At 48.0% G+C, this 18,714-nt stretch carries 12 protein-coding genes and 1 pseudogene; 2 read left to right on the forward strand and 11 right to left on the reverse strand.

The features are described 5' to 3' along the window. Positions 1 to 449: 449 nt before the first annotated feature. From QUB04_RS27590 to QUB04_RS27620, 7 genes and pseudogenes are all read right to left on the reverse strand, one after another. Positions 450 to 2,633, reverse strand: coding sequence for a nitrate reductase (locus tag QUB04_RS27590; protein WP_333289379.1), 2,184 nt, complete (start codon positions 2,631 to 2,633; stop codon positions 450 to 452). A gap of 373 nt (positions 2,634 to 3,006) precedes the next feature. Beyond that, positions 3,007 to 4,662 carry a nitrate ABC transporter ATP-binding protein gene (locus tag QUB04_RS27595; RefSeq protein WP_333289381.1) on the reverse strand — a complete coding sequence of 552 codons (1,656 nt, stop codon included), beginning with the start codon at positions 4,660 to 4,662 and terminating at the stop codon, positions 3,007 to 3,009. Positions 4,663 to 4,766: 104 nt separating this feature from the next. Beyond that, entirely contained in the window at positions 4,767 to 6,791 is a 2,025-nt protein-coding gene (locus tag QUB04_RS27600; RefSeq protein WP_333289383.1) for a nitrate ABC transporter ATP-binding protein, read from the reverse strand. A gap of 211 nt (positions 6,792 to 7,002) precedes the next feature. After that, positions 7,003 to 7,872: a nitrate ABC transporter permease gene (ntrB, locus tag QUB04_RS27605; RefSeq protein ID WP_333289385.1), complete on the reverse strand. Its 870-nt coding sequence runs from the start codon at positions 7,870 to 7,872 to the stop codon at positions 7,003 to 7,005. A gap of 180 nt (positions 7,873 to 8,052) precedes the next feature. Further along, entirely contained in the window at positions 8,053 to 9,372 is a 1,320-nt protein-coding gene (locus tag QUB04_RS27610) for a CmpA/NrtA family ABC transporter substrate-binding protein (protein WP_333289387.1), read from the reverse strand. Between the two features lie 91 nt (positions 9,373 to 9,463). Beyond that, entirely contained in the window at positions 9,464 to 9,793 is a 330-nt protein-coding gene (locus tag QUB04_RS27615; RefSeq protein ID WP_333143957.1) for a 2Fe-2S iron-sulfur cluster binding domain-containing protein, read from the reverse strand. Between the two features lie 21 nt (positions 9,794 to 9,814). After that, positions 9,815 to 11,350 (reverse strand): annotated as a pseudogene (locus QUB04_RS27620) (ferredoxin--nitrite reductase); the annotation flags it as partial. Between the two features lie 610 nt (positions 11,351 to 11,960). Between QUB04_RS27620 and QUB04_RS27625 the strand changes: the two are divergent. Together QUB04_RS27625 and QUB04_RS27630 are read left to right on the forward strand one after the other, a co-directional pair. Then, positions 11,961 to 12,176, forward strand: a complete 216-nt coding sequence (locus QUB04_RS27625) for a hypothetical protein (protein ID WP_333156213.1) — start codon at positions 11,961 to 11,963, stop codon at positions 12,174 to 12,176. Between the two features lie 940 nt (positions 12,177 to 13,116). Further along, a complete protein-coding gene (locus tag QUB04_RS27630) occupies positions 13,117 to 14,004 on the forward strand; it encodes a PEP-CTERM sorting domain-containing protein (RefSeq protein WP_333289389.1) in 888 nt (295 codons plus the stop codon). A 236-nt stretch (positions 14,005 to 14,240) separates the two neighbouring features. On the opposite strand, the gene QUB04_RS27635 is transcribed toward QUB04_RS27630, so the two are convergent. The 4 genes from QUB04_RS27635 to QUB04_RS27650 all read right to left on the reverse strand — a co-directional run bounded on the left by QUB04_RS27635 (position 14,241) and on the right by QUB04_RS27650 (position 18,653). Further along, on the reverse strand, positions 14,241 to 16,895 hold the full coding sequence (locus QUB04_RS27635) for a C39 family peptidase (RefSeq protein WP_333289391.1): 2,655 nt from the start codon (positions 16,893 to 16,895) through the stop codon (positions 14,241 to 14,243). 433 nt (positions 16,896 to 17,328) lie between these two features. Beyond that, on the reverse strand, positions 17,329 to 17,769 hold the full coding sequence (locus tag QUB04_RS27640) for a peroxiredoxin (protein WP_333289393.1): 441 nt from the start codon (positions 17,767 to 17,769) through the stop codon (positions 17,329 to 17,331). Positions 17,770 to 17,944: 175 nt separating this feature from the next. After that, entirely contained in the window at positions 17,945 to 18,427 is a 483-nt protein-coding gene (locus QUB04_RS27645; protein WP_333289395.1) for a hypothetical protein, read from the reverse strand. After that, positions 18,420 to 18,653 (reverse strand): hypothetical protein, encoded by a 234-nt coding sequence (locus tag QUB04_RS27650; RefSeq protein ID WP_333289398.1) that lies wholly within the window; start codon positions 18,651 to 18,653, stop codon positions 18,420 to 18,422. Before QUB04_RS27650 ends, QUB04_RS27645 begins: the two co-directional genes overlap by 8 nt. Positions 18,654 to 18,714: the final 61 nt, after the last annotated feature.

Genomic DNA, 18,714 nt, shown 5'->3' on the forward strand with positions numbered 1-18,714 from the left:
ACTCTACAATGAACACAATGCAAGAAAGTTCAAGAAAACAATTAACAAAAGTTGATAATTAATTAAAGCCGTCGAGCTTATGACGGGGCTTTAGACCCAATTTCTTGGTAATGGCATAACGATGTTAGGTTTTAGATCTGGGATTGGGGATTTGAGATTTATGTGTAGGGTGCGTCCGGGTTCAAAATTGCTCGATCGAAAGAGGTTGTTACCCGAAAAACGGATACAAGCCTCCGACTCCTGTCTTGGAGAGCTCCAAATTTGAGACTCTTATTCAAAATCGCACATTTATCTGTGGAGTAAATCTCAAATCCTTCGACTCACGGCGATTGACTAAGCGCTTGTGGAACGTCTCGCCGAAGGTCAACCGCGTTCCTCCCCATGTCTAAAGCCCGCGGCTTCCCGCTCGTTCTTCGGTGATCTGTAACATCCCGTAGTTGGACGGCAGCTCAAGAAGTGACGGCGAGGGGGGATTTTGGCCAATTAAATTCCTCAACTTCTGATCCAACTTCCGCCGCAGTTTCTGCCCCAACCAGCACCAACTGCACCGCACAAGCTTTTAACTCGGGCTGTTTGGAATCTGGACAGCTTGCAGCATGAGTCATGGCATTGGCTTCAGCGCCTTCGGCCCACAGAGAACCCCAGTGCATCGGTACAAATAGCGTACCTGGGGCGATCGCCTTTGTGACTTTGGCCGGAAACTGCGCCTTGCCGCGGCGCGATCGAACTTCCAGCAAATCACCCTCCTTAATCTGCAATTTGGCAGCATCGCGGGGGTGAATTTCCAAAAACGGATCGGGGTGCAATTGATTAATTTTTTCTGTTCTACCCGTGCGCGTCATCGTGTGCCAGTGTCCGTAAACTCTCCCTGTCGTCAACACAAACGGATAATTCGGATCGGGAGGTTCTGCCAGTCCCCGCGAGTGATAGGCCGAAAATCTCGCCCGCGCGTCAGGAGTGTGAAAACGCCTGTCAGTATACAGCCGTTTCGCTTCTTGGGCTGGATGCACAGGCTCGTTTTCCCGGCAAGGCCACTGCTGCGGCCCTTCTTGGCGGAGGTATTCGTGGCTGATGCCGGTCATGTCGCAAGGCTGGCCCCGCGTCAACTGCGCGTACTCTTTAAAAACCTCCGCACTGTTCTCGAAAGCAAAGTGTTCAGCAAAACCCAACCGGCGGCCGACTTCAGCGAAAATGCTCCAGTCGTCGCGGGCTTCCCCGGAGGGAGTGTCGAAACCGGGACAAAAGGTAACGCGGCGTTCGGAATTCGTCATTACTCCGGTTTTTTCGCTCCACTGCGTTGCCGGCAGCAGGATGTGAGCGTAGGCGGAGGTTTCAGTGGGATAGTAAGCTTCTTGATAAATAGTAAAGGGCGATCGCAGCAAAGCGGCTTTAGTGCGTTCCAAATCCGGCATACTCACCACCGGATTAGTAGCTGCAATCCACAGCAACTCGACTTCGCCACTTTCCAAACCGGTGATCATATCCCAAGCTGTGCGGCCCGGATTCGGGGAAATGCTTCCCGGTGCGATTCCCCAAAACTCCTCGACTTGGGTTCTGTGTTCAGCATTTTTCACAAACCGGTAGCCTGGGAGCAAGTGAGACAATCCTCCGGCTTCCCGCCCTCCCATCGCGTTTGGCTGGCCGGTGAGGGAAAACGGGCCGCTTCCCGGTTTGCCGATTTTACCGGTCATCAAGTGCAAATTAATCAGCGATCGCACCTTTGCCGTGCCTTCCGACGACTGGTTTATTCCCATCGACCACAGAGACAAAACGCGCTGCGACTGTTCCCAGTAGTTTGCCGCCGTTTCTAACTCGCTGACAGTAATGCCGCAGCGCGAGGCTACAAACTCCGGCGTGTAGCTGCTAATAACCTCAGCAAAAGCTGAAAAATTTGCCGTGCATTCTTCAATAAACTCAGGATCTATTGCTTGCCTGCGTAACAGCAAATATGCAATTCCGTTAAGCAAATCTATATCCGTACCCGGTTTAATTGCTAAGTGCAAATCCGCCGCTTCAGCAGTCGGAGTCCGCCTTGGATCTACCACAATCATCTTGACATGGGGATGCTTTTTGTGGTACTTAGCTAATCGATTGAATACAATCGGATGGCATTCCGCTGTATTGCTGCCGATAATAAAAGCGCAATCTGTTAATTCTAAATCGTCGTAACAGCAAGGCGGCCCGTCCGAGCCAAAGCTTTGAACGTATCCAGAGACTGCTGAAGACATACACAAGCGAGAATTAGCATCAAAATTATTAGTACCCAGACAACCTTTCATTAGCTTCTGGGCAATATAATAATCTTCTGTTGCGAATTGACCCGAACCGTAAACGCACAAAGCATCGGGGCCGCTGGTGCTGCGAATTGTTTGGATGCGGTTAACAATTGCATCGAGAGCTTCGTCCCAGCTAGCGCGGCGGAACGGTTGGTCGAGAGTATCTCGCATCATCGGATACAGTAGCCGATCGCTCCGAATCGACTCTGCTACGGTTGCTCCCTTAATACAAACCATGCCCTGACTCGATGGGTGGTTGCGATCGCCCCGCACTTTCCAACTTTGTTTTTTGTCGGGAACAACTTCTAGGCCGCAACCTACACCGCAGTATGGGCAAAGAGTTTTTATAGTTTCCATCTGGTGATTTTAGATGCTAATTTTTGAAAGCTAATGCGTAATTGGTAATTCGTTATTATAGTCGGAACTGAGGGTTCCTGCAAATAACGTGACAATAATTACTTAGTTTCCGCATATATGCTTCTCAGAAATCGACAATACCCTGATTTAAAATTACCCGCTATCTTACTAAAAATCGCCCTTGCTCTGGCTTGTAGCCAGCTTCGGGCTGCTACTAAATCTTCCTCAAACAGAGGAAATTCCACCTAACTCTTGTCACCCCCAAGGATGGGGGCTAGGAGGAATTTTTGCATAGCTCAAACAGCGCGTCGGTACTACTTTTGGCATAGTTGTTGATAGCAAGGTGAGATTTAGTGCGGGAGTATTATGTCGCCTACTTCCCTGATTTTACTTCAAATACGCCACCGTTGGTGGGGCTAAAAGTTACTTGGAACTCAGCAGTTTTTTCAGCGCCTGCTGCAGCACCGGCAGGAGTTTGCAAAACCGGCAGAGGAGTTTCTTTGACGAAATCTTTAGCTGCTTTATTTGTGGGATCGAACTGTAGGATATCGCCGTTTTGTTTTACTTTGACCCGATAAGTCAAGCTTTCGGTAAATGTCGGAGTTGTTCTCCATGTTTGGTCGATTTGTGCATACAACTGCTTTCCGATCGCATCGAGTTCGGCTTTGTCAGAAATCTCTGATGTGGCGCTGGTTGCTGCATTGGGCGCGACGGCGCTGTTAGCAGCAGCGATGGGTGCTGGACTTGCAGCAGCGATGGGTGCTGGGCTAGCAGCAGCGATGGGTGCTGGGCTAGCAGCAGCGATGGGTGCTGGACTTGCATTCGGGGCGATCGAACTTGCTGCAATTTGCGGGCTGGGGGGAGAACTCACAACCGCCGCAGTCGTCGCCTGCGGTGCAGTTTCTTCTAGTTTCGCTTCCTTTAGCTGGCTGGAAATAGCAGACATATTGACGGCAGCTAAAGTAACCATTGCTACGAACCACGAGGCTGCCAGGATGCCGCGTTTGATCGGCGAAGCTTCTGAGGGTTCGGCAGCGTGAGACACAAAAGGTGCAGGTGCGACCGGCCTGTTAGCAGTCTCCGCAAGCGCAGGCTTTTTGCTCGCCGGTAATGGCATCGGTAGCGCGACGGCTTCTGTCTCCGAGTCCGTTTCTTCACCTTCTTCGTGGTGCGCGTAGCGAGAAAACAGGAACTCCAAAGCAAAGTTACGCAGTTCGTAGTATTTCGGGTCTTCCATAATCCGCGCCCGGTTGCGGGGACGGCTGAACGGAATGTGCATATCTTCGCCGATGGAAGCTGCAGGCCCGTTGGTCATCATCACGATGCGATCGGCCAAAAACAAAGCCTCATCAATATCGTGAGTAATCATAATGACGGTAATTTTTTCCTTCCGCCAAATTTTCAGCAATTCTTCCTGCAACTCTTCTCTGGTAATCGGGTCTAGAGCTCCGAAAGGTTCGTCCAAAATCAACAGTTTGGGACGAGTTGCCAGAGCTCTGGCGATCGCCACCCGCTGTTTCATCCCCCCGGACAATTGGCCCGGTCTTTTGTTACAAGCTTCGGTCAGCCCCACTAATTCCAAGTGTTCCTTGACGATGGTATTGTGTTCGTCTGCGGACTTTTCCGGGTAAACATTTTCAACGCCGAGGTGAATGTTTTCCGTAGCAGTCAGCCACGGTAGCAGCGAGTAGTTTTGAAACACCACCATGCGATCGGGCCCTGGTTCAGTAATCTGCGAACCTTCTAGGGCTACTTCTCCGTTTGTCGGCCCGTTGAATCCCGCGATCATATTCAGCAAAGTTGATTTGCCGCAGCCCGAGTGACCGATCAAACAAATAAATTCGCCTTCATTAATAGTCAGGTTTACACCGTCTAGAACCACGTAAGGGCCTTTAGGAGTTTCGTAGACTTTCGATACGTCTTTAATAGTAAGAAAGTCTTGCTTGGGCGTTTGAATTTTGGTTGTTTGGGGGGTTTTTAGAGTTTGCATATTTTCAGGATTTGGATTTTGGGTTGAGGAATTAGACATGACAGCTTTCGATTGATAATTTGAAATTATGGAGTTAGGAAGGGGGAAATGTGGAGTCTTGTTTCCTGATTTCTTGCTCCTCATTCCCTCTTCCTATTTGCTGGCTATGCTAGCAGTTTGATGGAACACTGACTGCCTATTTGTTCAATTAAGATTTCTTCAATGCGGACGCCACGCTTGATTTTGACATTTTGAAGATAGTGGATCGGGTCGTCGAGATTAAACACAGTGCCGTCAAATAGCTCGATCGTCCGGCGATCTCTGGCAATATCCGGCAAACCCAATTCACGCACTGCTTGACCGAAAACATCGGGCCGCAAAACTCGATCGACCACTTCCACCCAGTTTTTCGGGAACGGGATCAGTCCCCAGCGAGCCATCTGCGCCATCACCCACACCATTTCTAGGCGGTCTGGAAAATTGGCTTTGTCAACAGAGAACTGGTTGAAGTTGTAGAGCATTTCGGGTTCTGCCTCCGTACCGGAGTTGTACGGATCGATGAACCCTGGACGGATGTCTTTCGGATCGGCGCCGATGTATTGTTCTTGGCTAATCAATCCTAGGACTTCTTCGCGGTTGCGGCGGTCATCGCAGTATTCGCAGGCTTCCAAAAGCGCTTTGACGAGGGCGAGGTGGGTTTGAGGATATTTCTGAGCCCAATCTTCGGTAACACCGAGAACTTTTTCGATGTGTCCGGGCAGAATATCGAGGGAACGGGCCATGACAAAACCCGTACCGCTGTTGACTGCGTGGGAGTTCCAGGGGTCGCCTGAACAGTAACCGTCAATGTTGCCTGCTTTTAAATTCGATACCATCTGCGGGGGCGGAATCACGGTCAAGCCCACGTCGAGGTCGGGGTCAATGCCCCCAGCGGCCAGCCAGTAGCGGAACAGCAGATTGTGCATGGAGGCGGAGTGTACCATGCCCAAGGTGTGAACTTTATCGGGACTCTTGGCGAGCGCAGCTTTGAAATCCTGTAATGTCCGAATGCCTTGTCTGTAAAGGTCTTTGCTGAAAACAATCGAATTGCCGTTGCGAGACAGCGTGAGGGCGCTACAGACGGGTACAGGGGCTTCACCGTCGAGCCCCAACAGCATACCGATCGGCATTCCTGCGACCATTTGCGCCGCGTCCAGCCGTCCTTCGGCGACTCCTTTGGCGATCGCTTTCCAGCTAGGTTCGCGGCTGAGAGTGACTTCTTCCAAGCCGTGCGCTTTGAAGAAGCCTTTTTCTTTGGCTACTACTAAGGGGGCGCAGTCGGTGAGGGGAATAAAGCCGATGTCCAGGTTGATTTTTTCCAAGCCGTTGCGGGCGATGACAGCGGGTTGTTGTTTGGCCCTGCGCTGTTTGACCCGCTTTTGCTGGTTGAGGAAGTAAACCATTTCGTTACGCAGTGCGTAGTAACTCGGATGGTTGACAACTTCCATGCGTTTGCGGGGGCGGGGAATGTTGACTTCGAGGATTTGCCCGATTTGCGCTTCCGGGCCGTTGGTGAGCATCACAATGCGATCGCTCAGTAATAAAGCTTCGTCCACGTCGTGAGTTACCATCACGCTGGTGACTTTACTTTCTTCGCAAATTTTCATCAACTGGTCTTGCAAACCGCCGCGAGTTAAAGCATCAAGGGCGCCGAAGGGTTCGTCTAGCAGCAGCAATTTCGGGCGAATCGCCAGGGCGCGGGCGATCGCAACTCTTTGTTTCATCCCCCCAGAAATTTCGCCTGGGCGTTTGTCGGCGGCGTGTCCGAGTCCGACCAATTTAATGTGGTGTTCGATCACCAACTCGCGATCTTCTTGAGAGTTACCGCTGTAAATTTCATTTACTGCTAGGGCAATATTTTCGCGCACCGTCAGCCAAGGTAGCAGCGAGTAATTTTGAAACACCACCATTCTGTCCGGGCCTGGATCGCGGACTTCGCGGCCTTCTAAAGTAATCCCGCCCTGACTTGCTTTGTCGAGACCGGCGATGATATTTAGCAGCGTAGATTTGCCGCAGCCAGAGTGCCCAATTAAGGTGATGAATTCTCCTTTTTTAATTTTCAGTTCGATATTTTTAAGAGCAATGTATTGCTCTCCATTGGGCAAGTTAAATACGCGGTCAACGTGGTCTACTTCAACAAATACTGACATGGCTCTTTTAGGTTAGTTGGTAATTTCTAGATGCTAATTATTAAGGGGAAATTGGGCATTGGGCATTGGGCATTGGGCATTGGCCCGCGCAGGGCATTGGGCATTGGGCATTGGGCATTAATTTACAACTAATTTCTAGCAGTTTGTAGTTGGCAACCATTCCCCATTCGCCATGCCCGATGCCCGATGCCCGATGCCCCATTCCCAAATCCTATTTCTGTTCTTCGGGAACCACTTTGGAAGCGATGAAACCAACGATTCTGTCTAAAATCAAACCGACGATTCCTACATAAAGCACTGCTAGAATCACTGCACTGAGTCGAGAACTGTTGTAAGCGTCCCAGATGAAGAAGCCGATACCGACGCCGCCGACTAACATTTCCGCAGCTACGATCGCCAGCCAAGACAAACCGATTCCAATTCTCAAGCCAGTGAAGATGTAAGGAACAGAAGAGGGGAGCAGGATTTTCCAGAAGTATTTTTGGTTAGGGAGGCGCAATACGCGGGCGACGTTTCTGTAGTCTTGGGGTATTTGTTGAACGCCTACTGTGGTGTTAATTAAAATCGGCCAAATTGCTGTAATTAAGATTACGAAAAGTGCAGAAACTTCGTTAGCTTTCACCCCCATGCCTTCAAAGGGATTGAACTGTTGAAATACAGCCAGGGCGATCGGCAGCCAAGCCAGGGGCGGGATAGTTCTGAATACTTGAAACAGCGGGTCTAAAGCATCGAACATTAGGGAGTTTGTGCCGATGAGGATTCCCAAACTGATGCCGAGAACTGCTGCCAAAGTAAAGCCGATCGCCACCCGCTGCAAGCTAGCCAAAATTTGCCAGAACAAGCCTTTGTCTGTACCGCCGTTGTCGAAGAAAGGATTAATAATCAGATTCCAGCTTTCTTGGACAGCTTTGATTGGCCCCGGCAAGCTGGACTCTGGACTGTTGCAGAGGATTTGCCAGATTATCAACAGAACTGTAATTGCTACCAGCGGTCGGATGATTTTTCGGCGGTTTTTTTGAACATGATCCAGAACGAAATTTACTGGATTTTTGCTTTTAGTAACAGCGAGGTTTGTTGCCATTTTTGTTTTTGCAGTATTGTGAATAATCGATTATTTGTAGATACTTTGAACAGAGTTCAGCAGGTTTGATCCGTCGAACGCACCCTCAGTTTCACTCTGTCCAACACCATCACTTTTAGGGGTTTGTCAACTGTTAACAGTCAACTGTCAACTGTCAACTGTCAACTGTCAACAAACTAATTATGCTTTTTTGATTGCCAGACCCTTGAGATATTCTTCTGGTTTTTCTGGGTCAAACTTCACGCCGTCAAAGAAGGTTTCGACACCGCGAGAAGTGGTAGTAGGAATTTGGGCTGCGGGAACGCCAAGTGCTGTCGCTGCTGCTTTCCAAATATCTTCGCGGTTAACTTTATCCACTGTGGCTTTGATGTCGGTAGTTGCCGGGATATAACCCCAGCGAATATTTTCAGTTAAGAACCAAGCATCGTGACTCTTGTAGGGATAAGAAGCATTATCCGCCCAGAATTTCATCGCCACTGGGCTGGCAGCTTCAATGCGGCCGGTACCGTAGTCAATTTGACCTTTAGAGCGACTGATAATATCTGCTACTGGAACTTTTAACCACTTATCTTGAGAGATGATTTGGCACATCTCATCCTGATTTTCTGCCTTGTCGCACCACTGCTGGGCTTCCAGTACAGCCATTGTTATTGCTTTAGCAGCTTTGGGGTTTTTCTCAACCCAATCTCCTCTTAAAGCTAAAGCTTTTTCTGGGTGGTCTTTCCAAAGTTCTCCGGTTACTAAGGCGGTGTATCCTACCTTTTGAGTAACTAGCTGAGCATTCCAAGGTTCGCCGACGCAAAAGGCTTCCATGCTGCCAGATTTCATGTTCGCTACCATTTGGGGCGGCGGTATGGGAATCACGGAAACATCTGTATCTGGATTAATACCGCCGGCTGCCAGCCAGTAGCGCATCCACAAGTCGTGGGTACCGCCGGGAAAAGTTATAGCAACAGGAAGGTTTTGGCCAAAAGCTGCTTTCAGGGGTGCGCTGTCTGTACCTACTTTTAAATCTAGGTATTTTTTGCTGAGCGAAATTGCCTGACCGTTAGTATTTAACCGCGCCAGAATGTTCATCGGCACTGGCTGATTGCCTTTGGTAATAGTGCCTAATGTCATGTGGTAAGGCATCGGGGATAAAATGTGGGCCCCGTCAATGCCGCCTTTGTCGGAACCGAGTTCTAAGTTGTCGCGAGTAACTGGCCAAGATGCTTGTTTGGTAACTTGTACATCTTTCATGCCGTACTTGGCAAATAACCCTTTTTCTTGGGCGATGATTAAGGGTGCTGCGTCGGTGAGGGCGATGAATCCGAGTTTGGCTGCGGTAACTTCTGGGGCGTCGGCAGGGTTGATGTTGACTGCTGGAGCGGCGGTGGGCGAAGCGCCGCCGGGAGTGGCGTTAGATGTGGTGGGGCCGGAACTGCAACCGTGGGCTAGGAGGGTGCCGGCTGCTGTTGCTCCAGCGGTGATGATGAATTTTCTTCTGGAAAGGTTGCTCATTTGTCTTGAATTGTTGTTGTACTTTGAGATGGTGGAAATGTGAGATGTGAGATTGATTCGCGACCTTCGCATCGCATCTCACATTATGAGATTAGGCGTCGATCGTCACTCTGCCGATCGCCCGTGCGCTGCAAGTTAAAATGAACCCTGGTTCTAAGCCTGCGGCCGCTTCGGGGTGGCTGTCGTAGGCGGCAATATTACCTTCTAGGAGTTTCTGCTTGCAAGTGCCACAAACTCCCTTTCGGCAATCGCTGTCAAGTTCGACTCCCGCCCGTTCGGCAACATCGAGAATGTACTCATCTTCGCTGCAAGCAACTTCTTTGCCCGATCGAGCGAAAATGACAGTAGATGTCTGAGGTTTGGGTGCTTGGGCTGCCGCTTCGCCCTCCTCAACCGTCAATTGCAGTTGCCGCTGCAGCACAGCTACATCCCCTGTGAGCTCTTTGGGAACTGCCCCAAACTGCTCGACTAACAGTTGATACAGCAGCGGTTTGAGGTCTTCGCAAGCGATGCCTTTTTGGACGCAAGCACCCAAATGAGCGTCTTTGCCAACTGTGCCTCCCATGTAAATGTCTACACCTTCGAGGGTTTTGCCGTTCTTGCGAACTTTTGTTCCCATCAAACCAATGTCTGCTACCTGGGGTTGACCGCAGGAATTGGGGCAACCTGTCCAGTGAATTCTGACCGGTTTGGGAAGTGACAGTTCGACATCGAGTTCCTCAATCATTGCCACGGCGCGGCTTTTGGTTTCGATGAGGGCGAAGTTGCAAAACTTGGCGCCGGTGCAGGAAACCAAGGCTCGCATCAGCGGTGCGGGCTCGATGGAAAAACGCTGCAACAGCGGTTCTTTGACCAGCGATTCAATCCGCGAGTCGGGAACGTTGGGAATAATCACGTTTTCTTCGACAGTGAGCCTGAGCTCGCCGCTGCCGTAAACCTCGGCAATTCTGGCCAAATCGAACAAATCCGATGCCTGCAGCCGTCCGACTGGAACGTGCAGCCCTACATAGTTGAGCCCTGATTGTTTTTGGGGGTAGATGCCGATGTGGTCGCGTTTGTCCCAGGTGATTTCATCTTTGGGCGCGGCGGCGGGCAAAGTGCGCCCTAATTCTTGTTCGACTTCGGCTCGGAATTGTTCGATTCCGAGTTCGTCAATCAGCCACATCAGCCGCGATTTTTGGCGGTTTGCTCTCGGGCCTCGATCGCGAAACACAGTTAAAATTGCTTTGCACAAATCTACAACATCGCTGGGACTTGCCCATGCGTTGAGAGGAATTGCAGCTTCGCAGCGTTTGGCGGAGAAGAAACCGCCGACTAAAACGTTAAAGCCGATGTTGCCGTCTTTGTAAGCGGGTACGAAGGCGATGTCGTTGATTTCTGCGTGGACTGAGTTGTCGCGGCAGCCTGCGATCGCAATATTAAACTTTCTCGGCAAATTTGAAAACGCGGGGTTGCCTTCGCCGCTGTTCGTAATCATGTCTTGGACTTCGTTCGCCAGTTCCCGCGTATCAATCAGTTCGTCGGCGTCCAGGCCCGCGACTGGGGAACCCGTGATGTTACGCACGTTGTCCATGCCAGACTGGATGCTGGTCATGCCCGCTTCTTTGAGGCGGCGGAAGATGTCGGGTACGTCTTCGATGCGAATTCCGCGCAATTGCAGGTTTTGTCTGGTGGTGATGTCGGCGCTGCCGTCGTCGCCGTAGCGTTGGACGATTTCTGCTAGCGTTCTGGTTTGATTGCTAGTAATGATGCCGTTGGGCAAGCGCAGCCGCATCATGAATTTGCCGGGAGTTACTGGCCGAAAGAAGATGCCGAGCCATTTGAGGCGGTGCTCGCGATCTGTTTCGTTCATTGCTTCCCAGCCGATTTCGGCGAAGTGGTCGAGTTCGCCTTTTAATGCTAAGCCATCTTTTTCGGCTTTGAGTTTTTCAAACTTGTTCAGGCTCGCTTGGGCTTTCGGTTCTACTGTTTGGGTCATCGGTTTACCCTCGCTGCTGGCTTGTGGGGAGGTATTGACTTGGAGCATAAAATGTGTGTTTCCTGCTAACCTTAGTGACTGTATGGATTTAAAACTGTATATTTAGTTACTAGATCGAATTTCTTTTAAGCATGGTTTGTCTTCTGTAAACTTGAGCTTGACTGGGCGCTGGCTCGAACGTGGCAAAACTATTTATGGTTATAGTTGCTACCGATGATTCGGTCGATCGCTCTGTTTCGATGCACCTTTGTTATGAGCTAATGTAAAGCCCCCGATTGTAAATATTCGTATCTATTTTTACAAAATATGGAGTTTTATGAATATTTCGCATACTGCCGATGCGTTTTATACATGGGTAATGGGTAAAGAGACCCCCAAAACCAAAAAATCTCTCTAAATCTTTAGATTTAGGAGGGGAGAGGGGGATATTGGAATATCTAAGATTAATTTTGTGACTGCGATCGCAGACTTAAAACGAGATCGTCACAACATTAGACCGGTCGCTGTCACACAATTTGCCTCAAAACATCACCTTGTGTGCTATGCCAGCGTCACTATTAATTTTCGGAGAACGAGAGATGATATAAGTATCGAATTCAGGGAACGTCTCATGTTTTTAGTTCAACTTATCCCCGGCGCTATTTCCGAAATGCTTGCCTCTGTTAGCGATACGGGTTGTTTGACTTTAGCCGATCGCTACGGCTTGATGGCCGCTGTTTTGGACGACTCTCTCGACGATGAATACAGACATTCGATCAACCGCCTGCTGCGTTCTGTGATCAAGGGAAGAGTCAAGATAGTCAACGAACTGTCGGCGATATATTAACAGCATTTAAAAATTTGATTGATTTATGCAGCGCATAAGAGTGCAGAAACCACCGGCAGAGTTAGAAAGAACCCAGGATGCCTGCAGCGGATGTAGGGCCGGAAGTTGATTGGGTGTTCTAAAAACCTGCGATCGTTCTTGCCGTATGATTTTTTTTGACTATCCAATTCTCGCTTTGTGCGGCACTTAGAGAAAAAGTGCTGATTCATGAGAGCCTGTTGGGTGGAACGCTTATGGTAATATTAGTAAAATTGTTGTGCGCGATCGGCAGTTGAGGAGTTGGAGGAATGAAGTCATCCCAACCAACGTAATTATAATTATTGAACAGGGCTGAGGATGAAAGACTATTTATAAGAATAATTAATCAAACAATCGAATTATTAATAAAATCCGGCCTCGGCATCTACAACATCACGCCCTCAATTGTCAAAATTAATTGGTCATCGATAAAAAATCAATTAAGTCGATCGGCAGGAAAAAATAATAATATCTTGTAGAGGCGGGTACCGCCTATATCTCGACTAGCAGGCAGTTTATTGCTGTTCTCAACCGCCCAAACCCGGTAGTCGGTTTATTTGCACCTACAGGAATTATGCAGCCCCACTATAATACTGTGTCTGCGTAAGTCCTATGTAGAAATCCTAAATGATTTGTGTAATTCTTGTAGGGGCAAAACCCACGCCCGGTTGCACCGCCTTGGGTGGGGTAGGCACTCTTAGCACTACCGCTACATATTTTTACAACTGATGCGAGGATTGCTATATTTAGCTACTGGCATTGGTTGGGTGTTTTAAGCAATCTCTTTAATATGATGCAATTGCCAGACCAAATTTTTAGCAAAACTTTAAGAAATTCGGCCTGAAGGTATGATTGACTGAAAATTAAAAACAGTCGATCGATCAGACTGGACAATTTAACAATGATTCCCAGGGAGCATTTTATGAAATCCATTGCTAAAAACAGCATCCACTGGACTTACTCAGTAGCTATTTTATGTGCCCTTTTCGCACTACAGCAACAAAAAGCTACAGCAGCAACGCTATCTCATGGCTGGAATTATGCGATCGATTCCTTCAACGACGGCGTGACAGGGCCCCAAATCGGCGGCGGGGAATTTGAATTTTACGGCATCGCCATCAAAGAAACATCAGATACAGCTTTCATCGCCATCAACTCTAATCTAAGTTTAGCAGGATATGCCGACCCACTAGCTCAAAGAGGCAACATCAACTACGGCGATTTATTCTTCAATTTTTCCGGTCAAAACTTCAATACAGCTAACGCAAACGGCAGCTTGTTTGGTATCCGCTTTGCCACCGGAAATGACTCCGGCGTGGCGACAACAGGCGTTTACAAGGATGTTACCGCTAAAAGCGTTACCCAAACTAACTCTGGCTTTACCAATTTAAATCAATTCAATACGGTAGTGGCATCTCAAGGCGGAACCCCATCAATGGGCGATTTAGCTGCCACCGACGCCTATTTTGAACAAACCGGAAACTGGACTATTCTCAACTCAATAGCTACGGGTACAAAAGTAGGAGAAATCAATTTTTTAACACCAGCAACTTTGAACGTTCTCGGTCTTGATTTCGCTCAGTTTAATGCCGTAGGTTCTCAAACAATTGGATTCAGTTTCAATAAATCCTCAATGCCTTCGGGGAATTATATTGCTAACTTTTTTGCCGAGTGCGCTAACGATGCGATCGCTATTCAAGGATCGTTTGAGGCTGTTCCCGAACCTTCTACTTGGTTTGGTACTTTAGTAGGATTGAGCTTTTTAGGTATGGGCGCTGCAAAACGCAAAATTAAGCGCCATATTTCCTAAGTTAGGTAGGGTGTGCATTAAGTACCTTACGAATAGCTGTTATGCACACCTTACCAAGGGAGCATCTCAATGAAAGCAGCCCAGCTAGAAATTAGAGTTTTGAGGCAGGAGGCAGAAGGCAGCAGGCAGGAGGAAAGAGTCAGAAGGAAGGAGCCAGAATAAGTGTTTTTACAAATATGAGATGCACACCTTACTAATAGCCGTAGTGCCTCACAAATTGCCAAAACTAGAGTAGATTAGCGAGAGATAAAATGCGCCCAAACATTCCCATCTGGCCCAGCAACTTGATTGACATAACTGTAGGGATACATCAACTTTCTCCCCTCAGTATCGCTGTAACCAGTGAGTGCATTTCCCCAAGGATCTTGCACGATATAACCCTGAGAATTGTAGCCAATTACAGTCAGAATATGACCGGCCGCAGTAAAATCTCCTGCTAAAACTACTGGCCGCCGATTCAGCAATTCCGATCGCACCGAGGCCCACGTGCGAGTCGTACTAAAACTCGTCTTAAACCCGTAAGCCTGAATCAGCGCCGAAAGCACGCTGTGATCGGTTTGAGAACCCTGGCCGGCATAGTCGAAACACCACTGCAACAACTCATCCTCCAACTGTCCGCCCCACTGAGAACGAACGCCGTAGTAATAAAATACCATCGCGATCGAAGTTACGTTGCAAGTAGACCAGTCAAAACGCGGATTGTCCCGCTGCGAAAAATACGGCACGTTCAATTCCACATTGTTCGGAACCGGATCGAAAATTTTATCTCCCCGCTTGAACTGAACAAAACTAGGAAAAACATAACCTGTATTGCCAAAATTCGGCAGTTCTTCAGTCAGGGAAACTTTCAGGTGAGATCCTTCCGCACCGTAGCTGTTCACGCCGTAAACTCGACCTAAAGGCAGCGTAGTTTTCTCGGTACTGCTCAGGTTAGCAGAATCTACCGGCCGCTTTTTAAAGACAGTTGCTTGCAGGATTGTCATCGTCAAAGCATCGGGGTCAAAGGGAACCTCTTTGCCGTCTTTTTTAATTTTAACGTCCTGCCAATAAATAAATCCGATATTGCCGAAACCGGGAATAGATTCGGCGAGAGTTACTCGGAAATGCCCCAAAATGCAGGCATAACCAGTAATGGCATAGGTAGTGCCTAAAAGTAGGTCAGCCATTTGATCGGCAGGCAGTTTCGATGAATCTTCGGGTTTAGCTTTAATCTGAGTTGTTTGAGTTACCAAAAGTTGAGCGCTGACGTTGCTATTCGGTACGTCAGCAAGGTCAAATCTCAGGATTTGAGTACCTTTGGCCAACTGAACGTCGGGTTCATAAAAATAGCCAAAAGTGCCGATCGGTGAAATTGCTGAATCCACAACCACCTTGAGATGCCCGTCAATAAATCCGTATTTGCTAACGGCCAAAGTCTGGCCTGCTTTGACAAAAACTTTTTGCTGATTGTTGAGCCGGGAAGAATCAAGGGGAGCTACCTTAAACAAAGTGTCAGAAAGTATCTTTAAGGTCAAACCTCGTCCGACAGTTAGCGGATCGGAAGTTACGGCAATGTAAATTATTTGGCTGCCAGTAACGTTGCCTTTGCTGTCAGTTGCCCGCAACCTGAGCCACCGAGCTCCCGCTACGCTAAATCCTTTAGACAAATTAACTTGCCAAGTGCTGGTCTCTTGGTTTAGGGTGACGCTTAGGGGAAATTTATCCTCAGCTATCACCTCAATTTTTGCTGCTTGTTGCCGATCAAAAGTACCCCGAAGGACGATCGGCTGATTTACCAAAACTTCTGACGGCCCTTGATAAGTTAAATTCGGAGCGGGATTGAAAGATTTGCCACCGCGGCTGAATTGCACAAAATCGGGATAAATGAAACCCGTATTGCCAAATTGCGGCAAATTCTCGGTCAGCGAGACTTTAATGTGGCTTTGTTCGATCGAGAATCCGGCAATTCCGTAAATCATTCCCGCCGGCAAGGTAATTTTTTCTTCGGGTGGCAGGCTAGCCGCATTTACCGGGCGCTTTTTAAACACAGTCGTTTTGATGATTGTCATCGTAACTGCATTTATATCATACTCAATGCCCCTCCCGTCTCGCAAAATTTGGACGTGCTGCCAGTACACAAATCCCGAAGTTCCTAAGTTAGGAACTGCCCGATCAAAAGCGACTCGGAAATGGTTTTCCACGCAAGCGTAGCCGAGAATATTGAAAGTTTCTCCTGCGTTCAATTGTAATTTCTGAGTTGCTCCTAAAGTTGCAGAATCTGCGGGGGTTAACTTTAACCATGTCTTTTTGATCACCCACAGTAACTGCATTCCACGCGGCGGGGTCGGCAACTCAGCGCGATCGAATATGAGAATTTTTGCGCCTTTGGTTATAAGTACGTGTTTTTCGTAGAAAAAGCCAGAGGTTCCGACCGGAGTAATTGGATTATTTAGTTGAACATTCAGATGTCCATCTTCTAACTCGTAGTCCCTAATTTGATAAATTTTACCTGCTGGTATTTCCGCTTTTTGCAGGTTGTTAAGATTGCTGGCGGGCAATGTTCCGACTTTGAATGCGGTATCTCTGAGAGTAATTAACGTCAAAAATTGAGCGGGCGACCCAGAAGCCGGATTAACTTTGATGTTAATTGTTTGTTGACCGATAACTTGGCCCGTCTTATCACTTGCCCTCACCAGCAATGTGCGAGTTCCTGCGCTAAGGAATCCTTTTTCTAAACTGATGTTCCAAATGCCTCTAGAGAGATTTCTCCCGACATTCAGGGCATTTGAGCCTTCTGTTGCTGAAATCGCTGCCACTAGATTTGTGTCAAAAGTGCCAAGTAACACAGCGGCCCTATTGACCTCAATTTCTCGCGGGCCTAAGTAACTCAAAATAATTTTGCTGCTTGTCATTATATATCCCCCTATCTACTTAATTATTCAGCTAAAGCAAGGATAACTTCTGATTTTATCAAACACAATGACTCGAACCAGGACAAAATCGCCCCTAGATTCAGCCTACGGGCGGTTAATGCCTTTTACAGTATAAGTTTTTAATTATTGGCGGGAGTTGCGCCACAAATCTAACTTTAGGCGTACAATAAGCACCTTAACCGAATATATGCCTGGTTGAGCGGATTTGTGGTGCAAGTTTTAAGGGAAGGAATTTAATTCGAGTAGGTTGTTTCCCCTGTACCCTTGACCCCTCACTTGCTGAGTCAGGAGTTACGAAAAAAACCCGGTTCCTAGAAGAATATTGCCTATAGCAACGAGGCATCTAGGAAGAAACCGGGTTTTTAGCCGTTTGGTGCGTCCAGGAAGGTTAGTGCGATCGGCTAAAATTCGACTAAACTATGGTGACGAGAATATCTTGAGCGTGAGTGTCAACTTTCATGGTTTCCCCTTCATAAACCTGAATGATTTTGCCGGTGCCGTCGATGACGAAAGTAACGCGCTTGGCATAATCGCCTTTCTCGACATCGTAAGCTTTGGTAATCGTGCCATCAACATCTGCTAATAGCTGGAAAGGCAAACCGTATTTTTCTGTGAACTTTTGGTGCGATTCCTCGTTGTCGCGGCTGACACCGAGAACTACTATATCTTTGCCTTTGTATTCTTCATAAGCTGCTTTGAAGCTTTGGGCTTGTCTGGTGCAGCCGGGGGTGTCATCTTTGGGGTAGAAATACAAGATTACGGTTTTACCTGCGAATTCGGAGAGCGAGACTGTGTTGCCGTTGGTGTCTTTGGCGGTAAACTGAGGGGCAGCGCACCCAACTGGTAATGTCATAGTTTTGTTTTTCTTGCGATTTATAAATGTATTTTAATTGATTTTGTGCTTTGGCGATTGAAATTGGTATCAATCGGCGATTGAAATCGCTTCTTGTCATACGAAGTCCGCCTGCGCGGACTGATGGAAAGACTGCGGTGTCTACTCAGTTGGTAGACACCCGCAAATTATTTAATTAAACTTCAGCCGTTTGTTTTTGGGACTCTAGCCAGCGATCGTAAGCTGGTCGATCGCCTCCGAATGAATCAAGGGTGACTGGCGATCGCTCGTATTGCTTGAGAGGAGCATTTTCTATTGGTTTGTAAGCGCAATAGCAAATACAAATTGAGTCAAATTCTGCGCCATAGGGAGCTGGAATTTCAGGAGTGTATTCGTGAACTTTCACAACTTCCCAGCCGCTGTCTCTGAAATGAGTTGATGCAGTGGGAAACATTGGGGCGATCGCACTTTCGACAATAACGCTTTCAGTTAAACGATAGCCCGGTGCTGGGGATGGCTTGCCGCTAGAGTCATAATGCTCGGCTATTGTCCAAATCAATGACTTAACCGATCCAGCATTAGCTACTCGGTAAAAGCTTTCTCCTACTTTTGTTTCGGTGAGCGATCGGTATTTTTCCAGTTCACCTTTGTCGGCGCGGAAAATAATGTATTTACGCATCTTGTTTTCTCTCCTTCAGGTAATCACCTTGACTCAAGTCCATTGGCGAGGGCGGAAACTCGCAATTTCCCTCAAAAATGCAATCTACGCTCAAAATAGAATTGCCAGTCTCTTCTATATTTTTCAGCGGCCAACCGTATTTTTCTTCCATATTAATGCAAGCCTCTTCGCTTGTGGCTGCATGGCGCGTCTCGTTTTTTTCGTCATCATACCGAGGTTGTGACATAATTAATATGCTCCCTTGTTGGCTATTTCAACATTTGGAGTAGTCGTCATGTCCGGGTGTT

The organism is Microcoleus sp. D2_18a_B4 (genome assembly GCF_036702475.1).
GTDB lineage: Bacteria > Cyanobacteriota > Cyanobacteriia > Cyanobacteriales > Microcoleaceae > Microcoleus.

Excerpts from the sequence above, each read along its gene's own strand:
- QUB04_RS27625 (WP_333156213.1), top strand. The coding sequence starts at position 11,961 with ATGTTTTTAGTTCAACTTATCCCCGGCGCTATTTCCGAAATGCTTGCC.
- QUB04_RS27610 (WP_333289387.1), bottom strand. The coding sequence starts at position 9,372 with ATGAGCAACCTTTCCAGAAGAAAATTCATCATCACCGCTGGAGCAACA.
- QUB04_RS27600 (WP_333289383.1), bottom strand. The coding sequence starts at position 6,791 with ATGTCAGTATTTGTTGAAGTAGACCACGTTGACCGCGTATTTAACTTG.
- QUB04_RS27635 (WP_333289391.1), bottom strand. The coding sequence starts at position 16,895 with ATGACAAGCAGCAAAATTATTTTGAGTTACTTAGGCCCGCGAGAAATT.
- QUB04_RS27595 (WP_333289381.1), bottom strand. The coding sequence starts at position 4,662 with ATGTCTAATTCCTCAACCCAAAATCCAAATCCTGAAAATATGCAAACT.
- QUB04_RS27645 (WP_333289395.1), bottom strand. The coding sequence starts at position 18,427 with ATGCGTAAATACATTATTTTCCGCGCCGACAAAGGTGAACTGGAAAAA.
- ntrB (WP_333289385.1), bottom strand. The coding sequence starts at position 7,872 with ATGGCAACAAACCTCGCTGTTACTAAAAGCAAAAATCCAGTAAATTTC.
- QUB04_RS27650 (WP_333289398.1), bottom strand. The coding sequence starts at position 18,653 with ATGTCACAACCTCGGTATGATGACGAAAAAAACGAGACGCGCCATGCA.
- QUB04_RS27590 (WP_333289379.1), bottom strand. The coding sequence starts at position 2,633 with ATGGAAACTATAAAAACTCTTTGCCCATACTGCGGTGTAGGTTGCGGC.
- QUB04_RS27630 (WP_333289389.1), top strand. The coding sequence starts at position 13,117 with ATGAAATCCATTGCTAAAAACAGCATCCACTGGACTTACTCAGTAGCT.
- QUB04_RS27640 (WP_333289393.1), bottom strand. The coding sequence starts at position 17,769 with ATGACATTACCAGTTGGGTGCGCTGCCCCTCAGTTTACCGCCAAAGAC.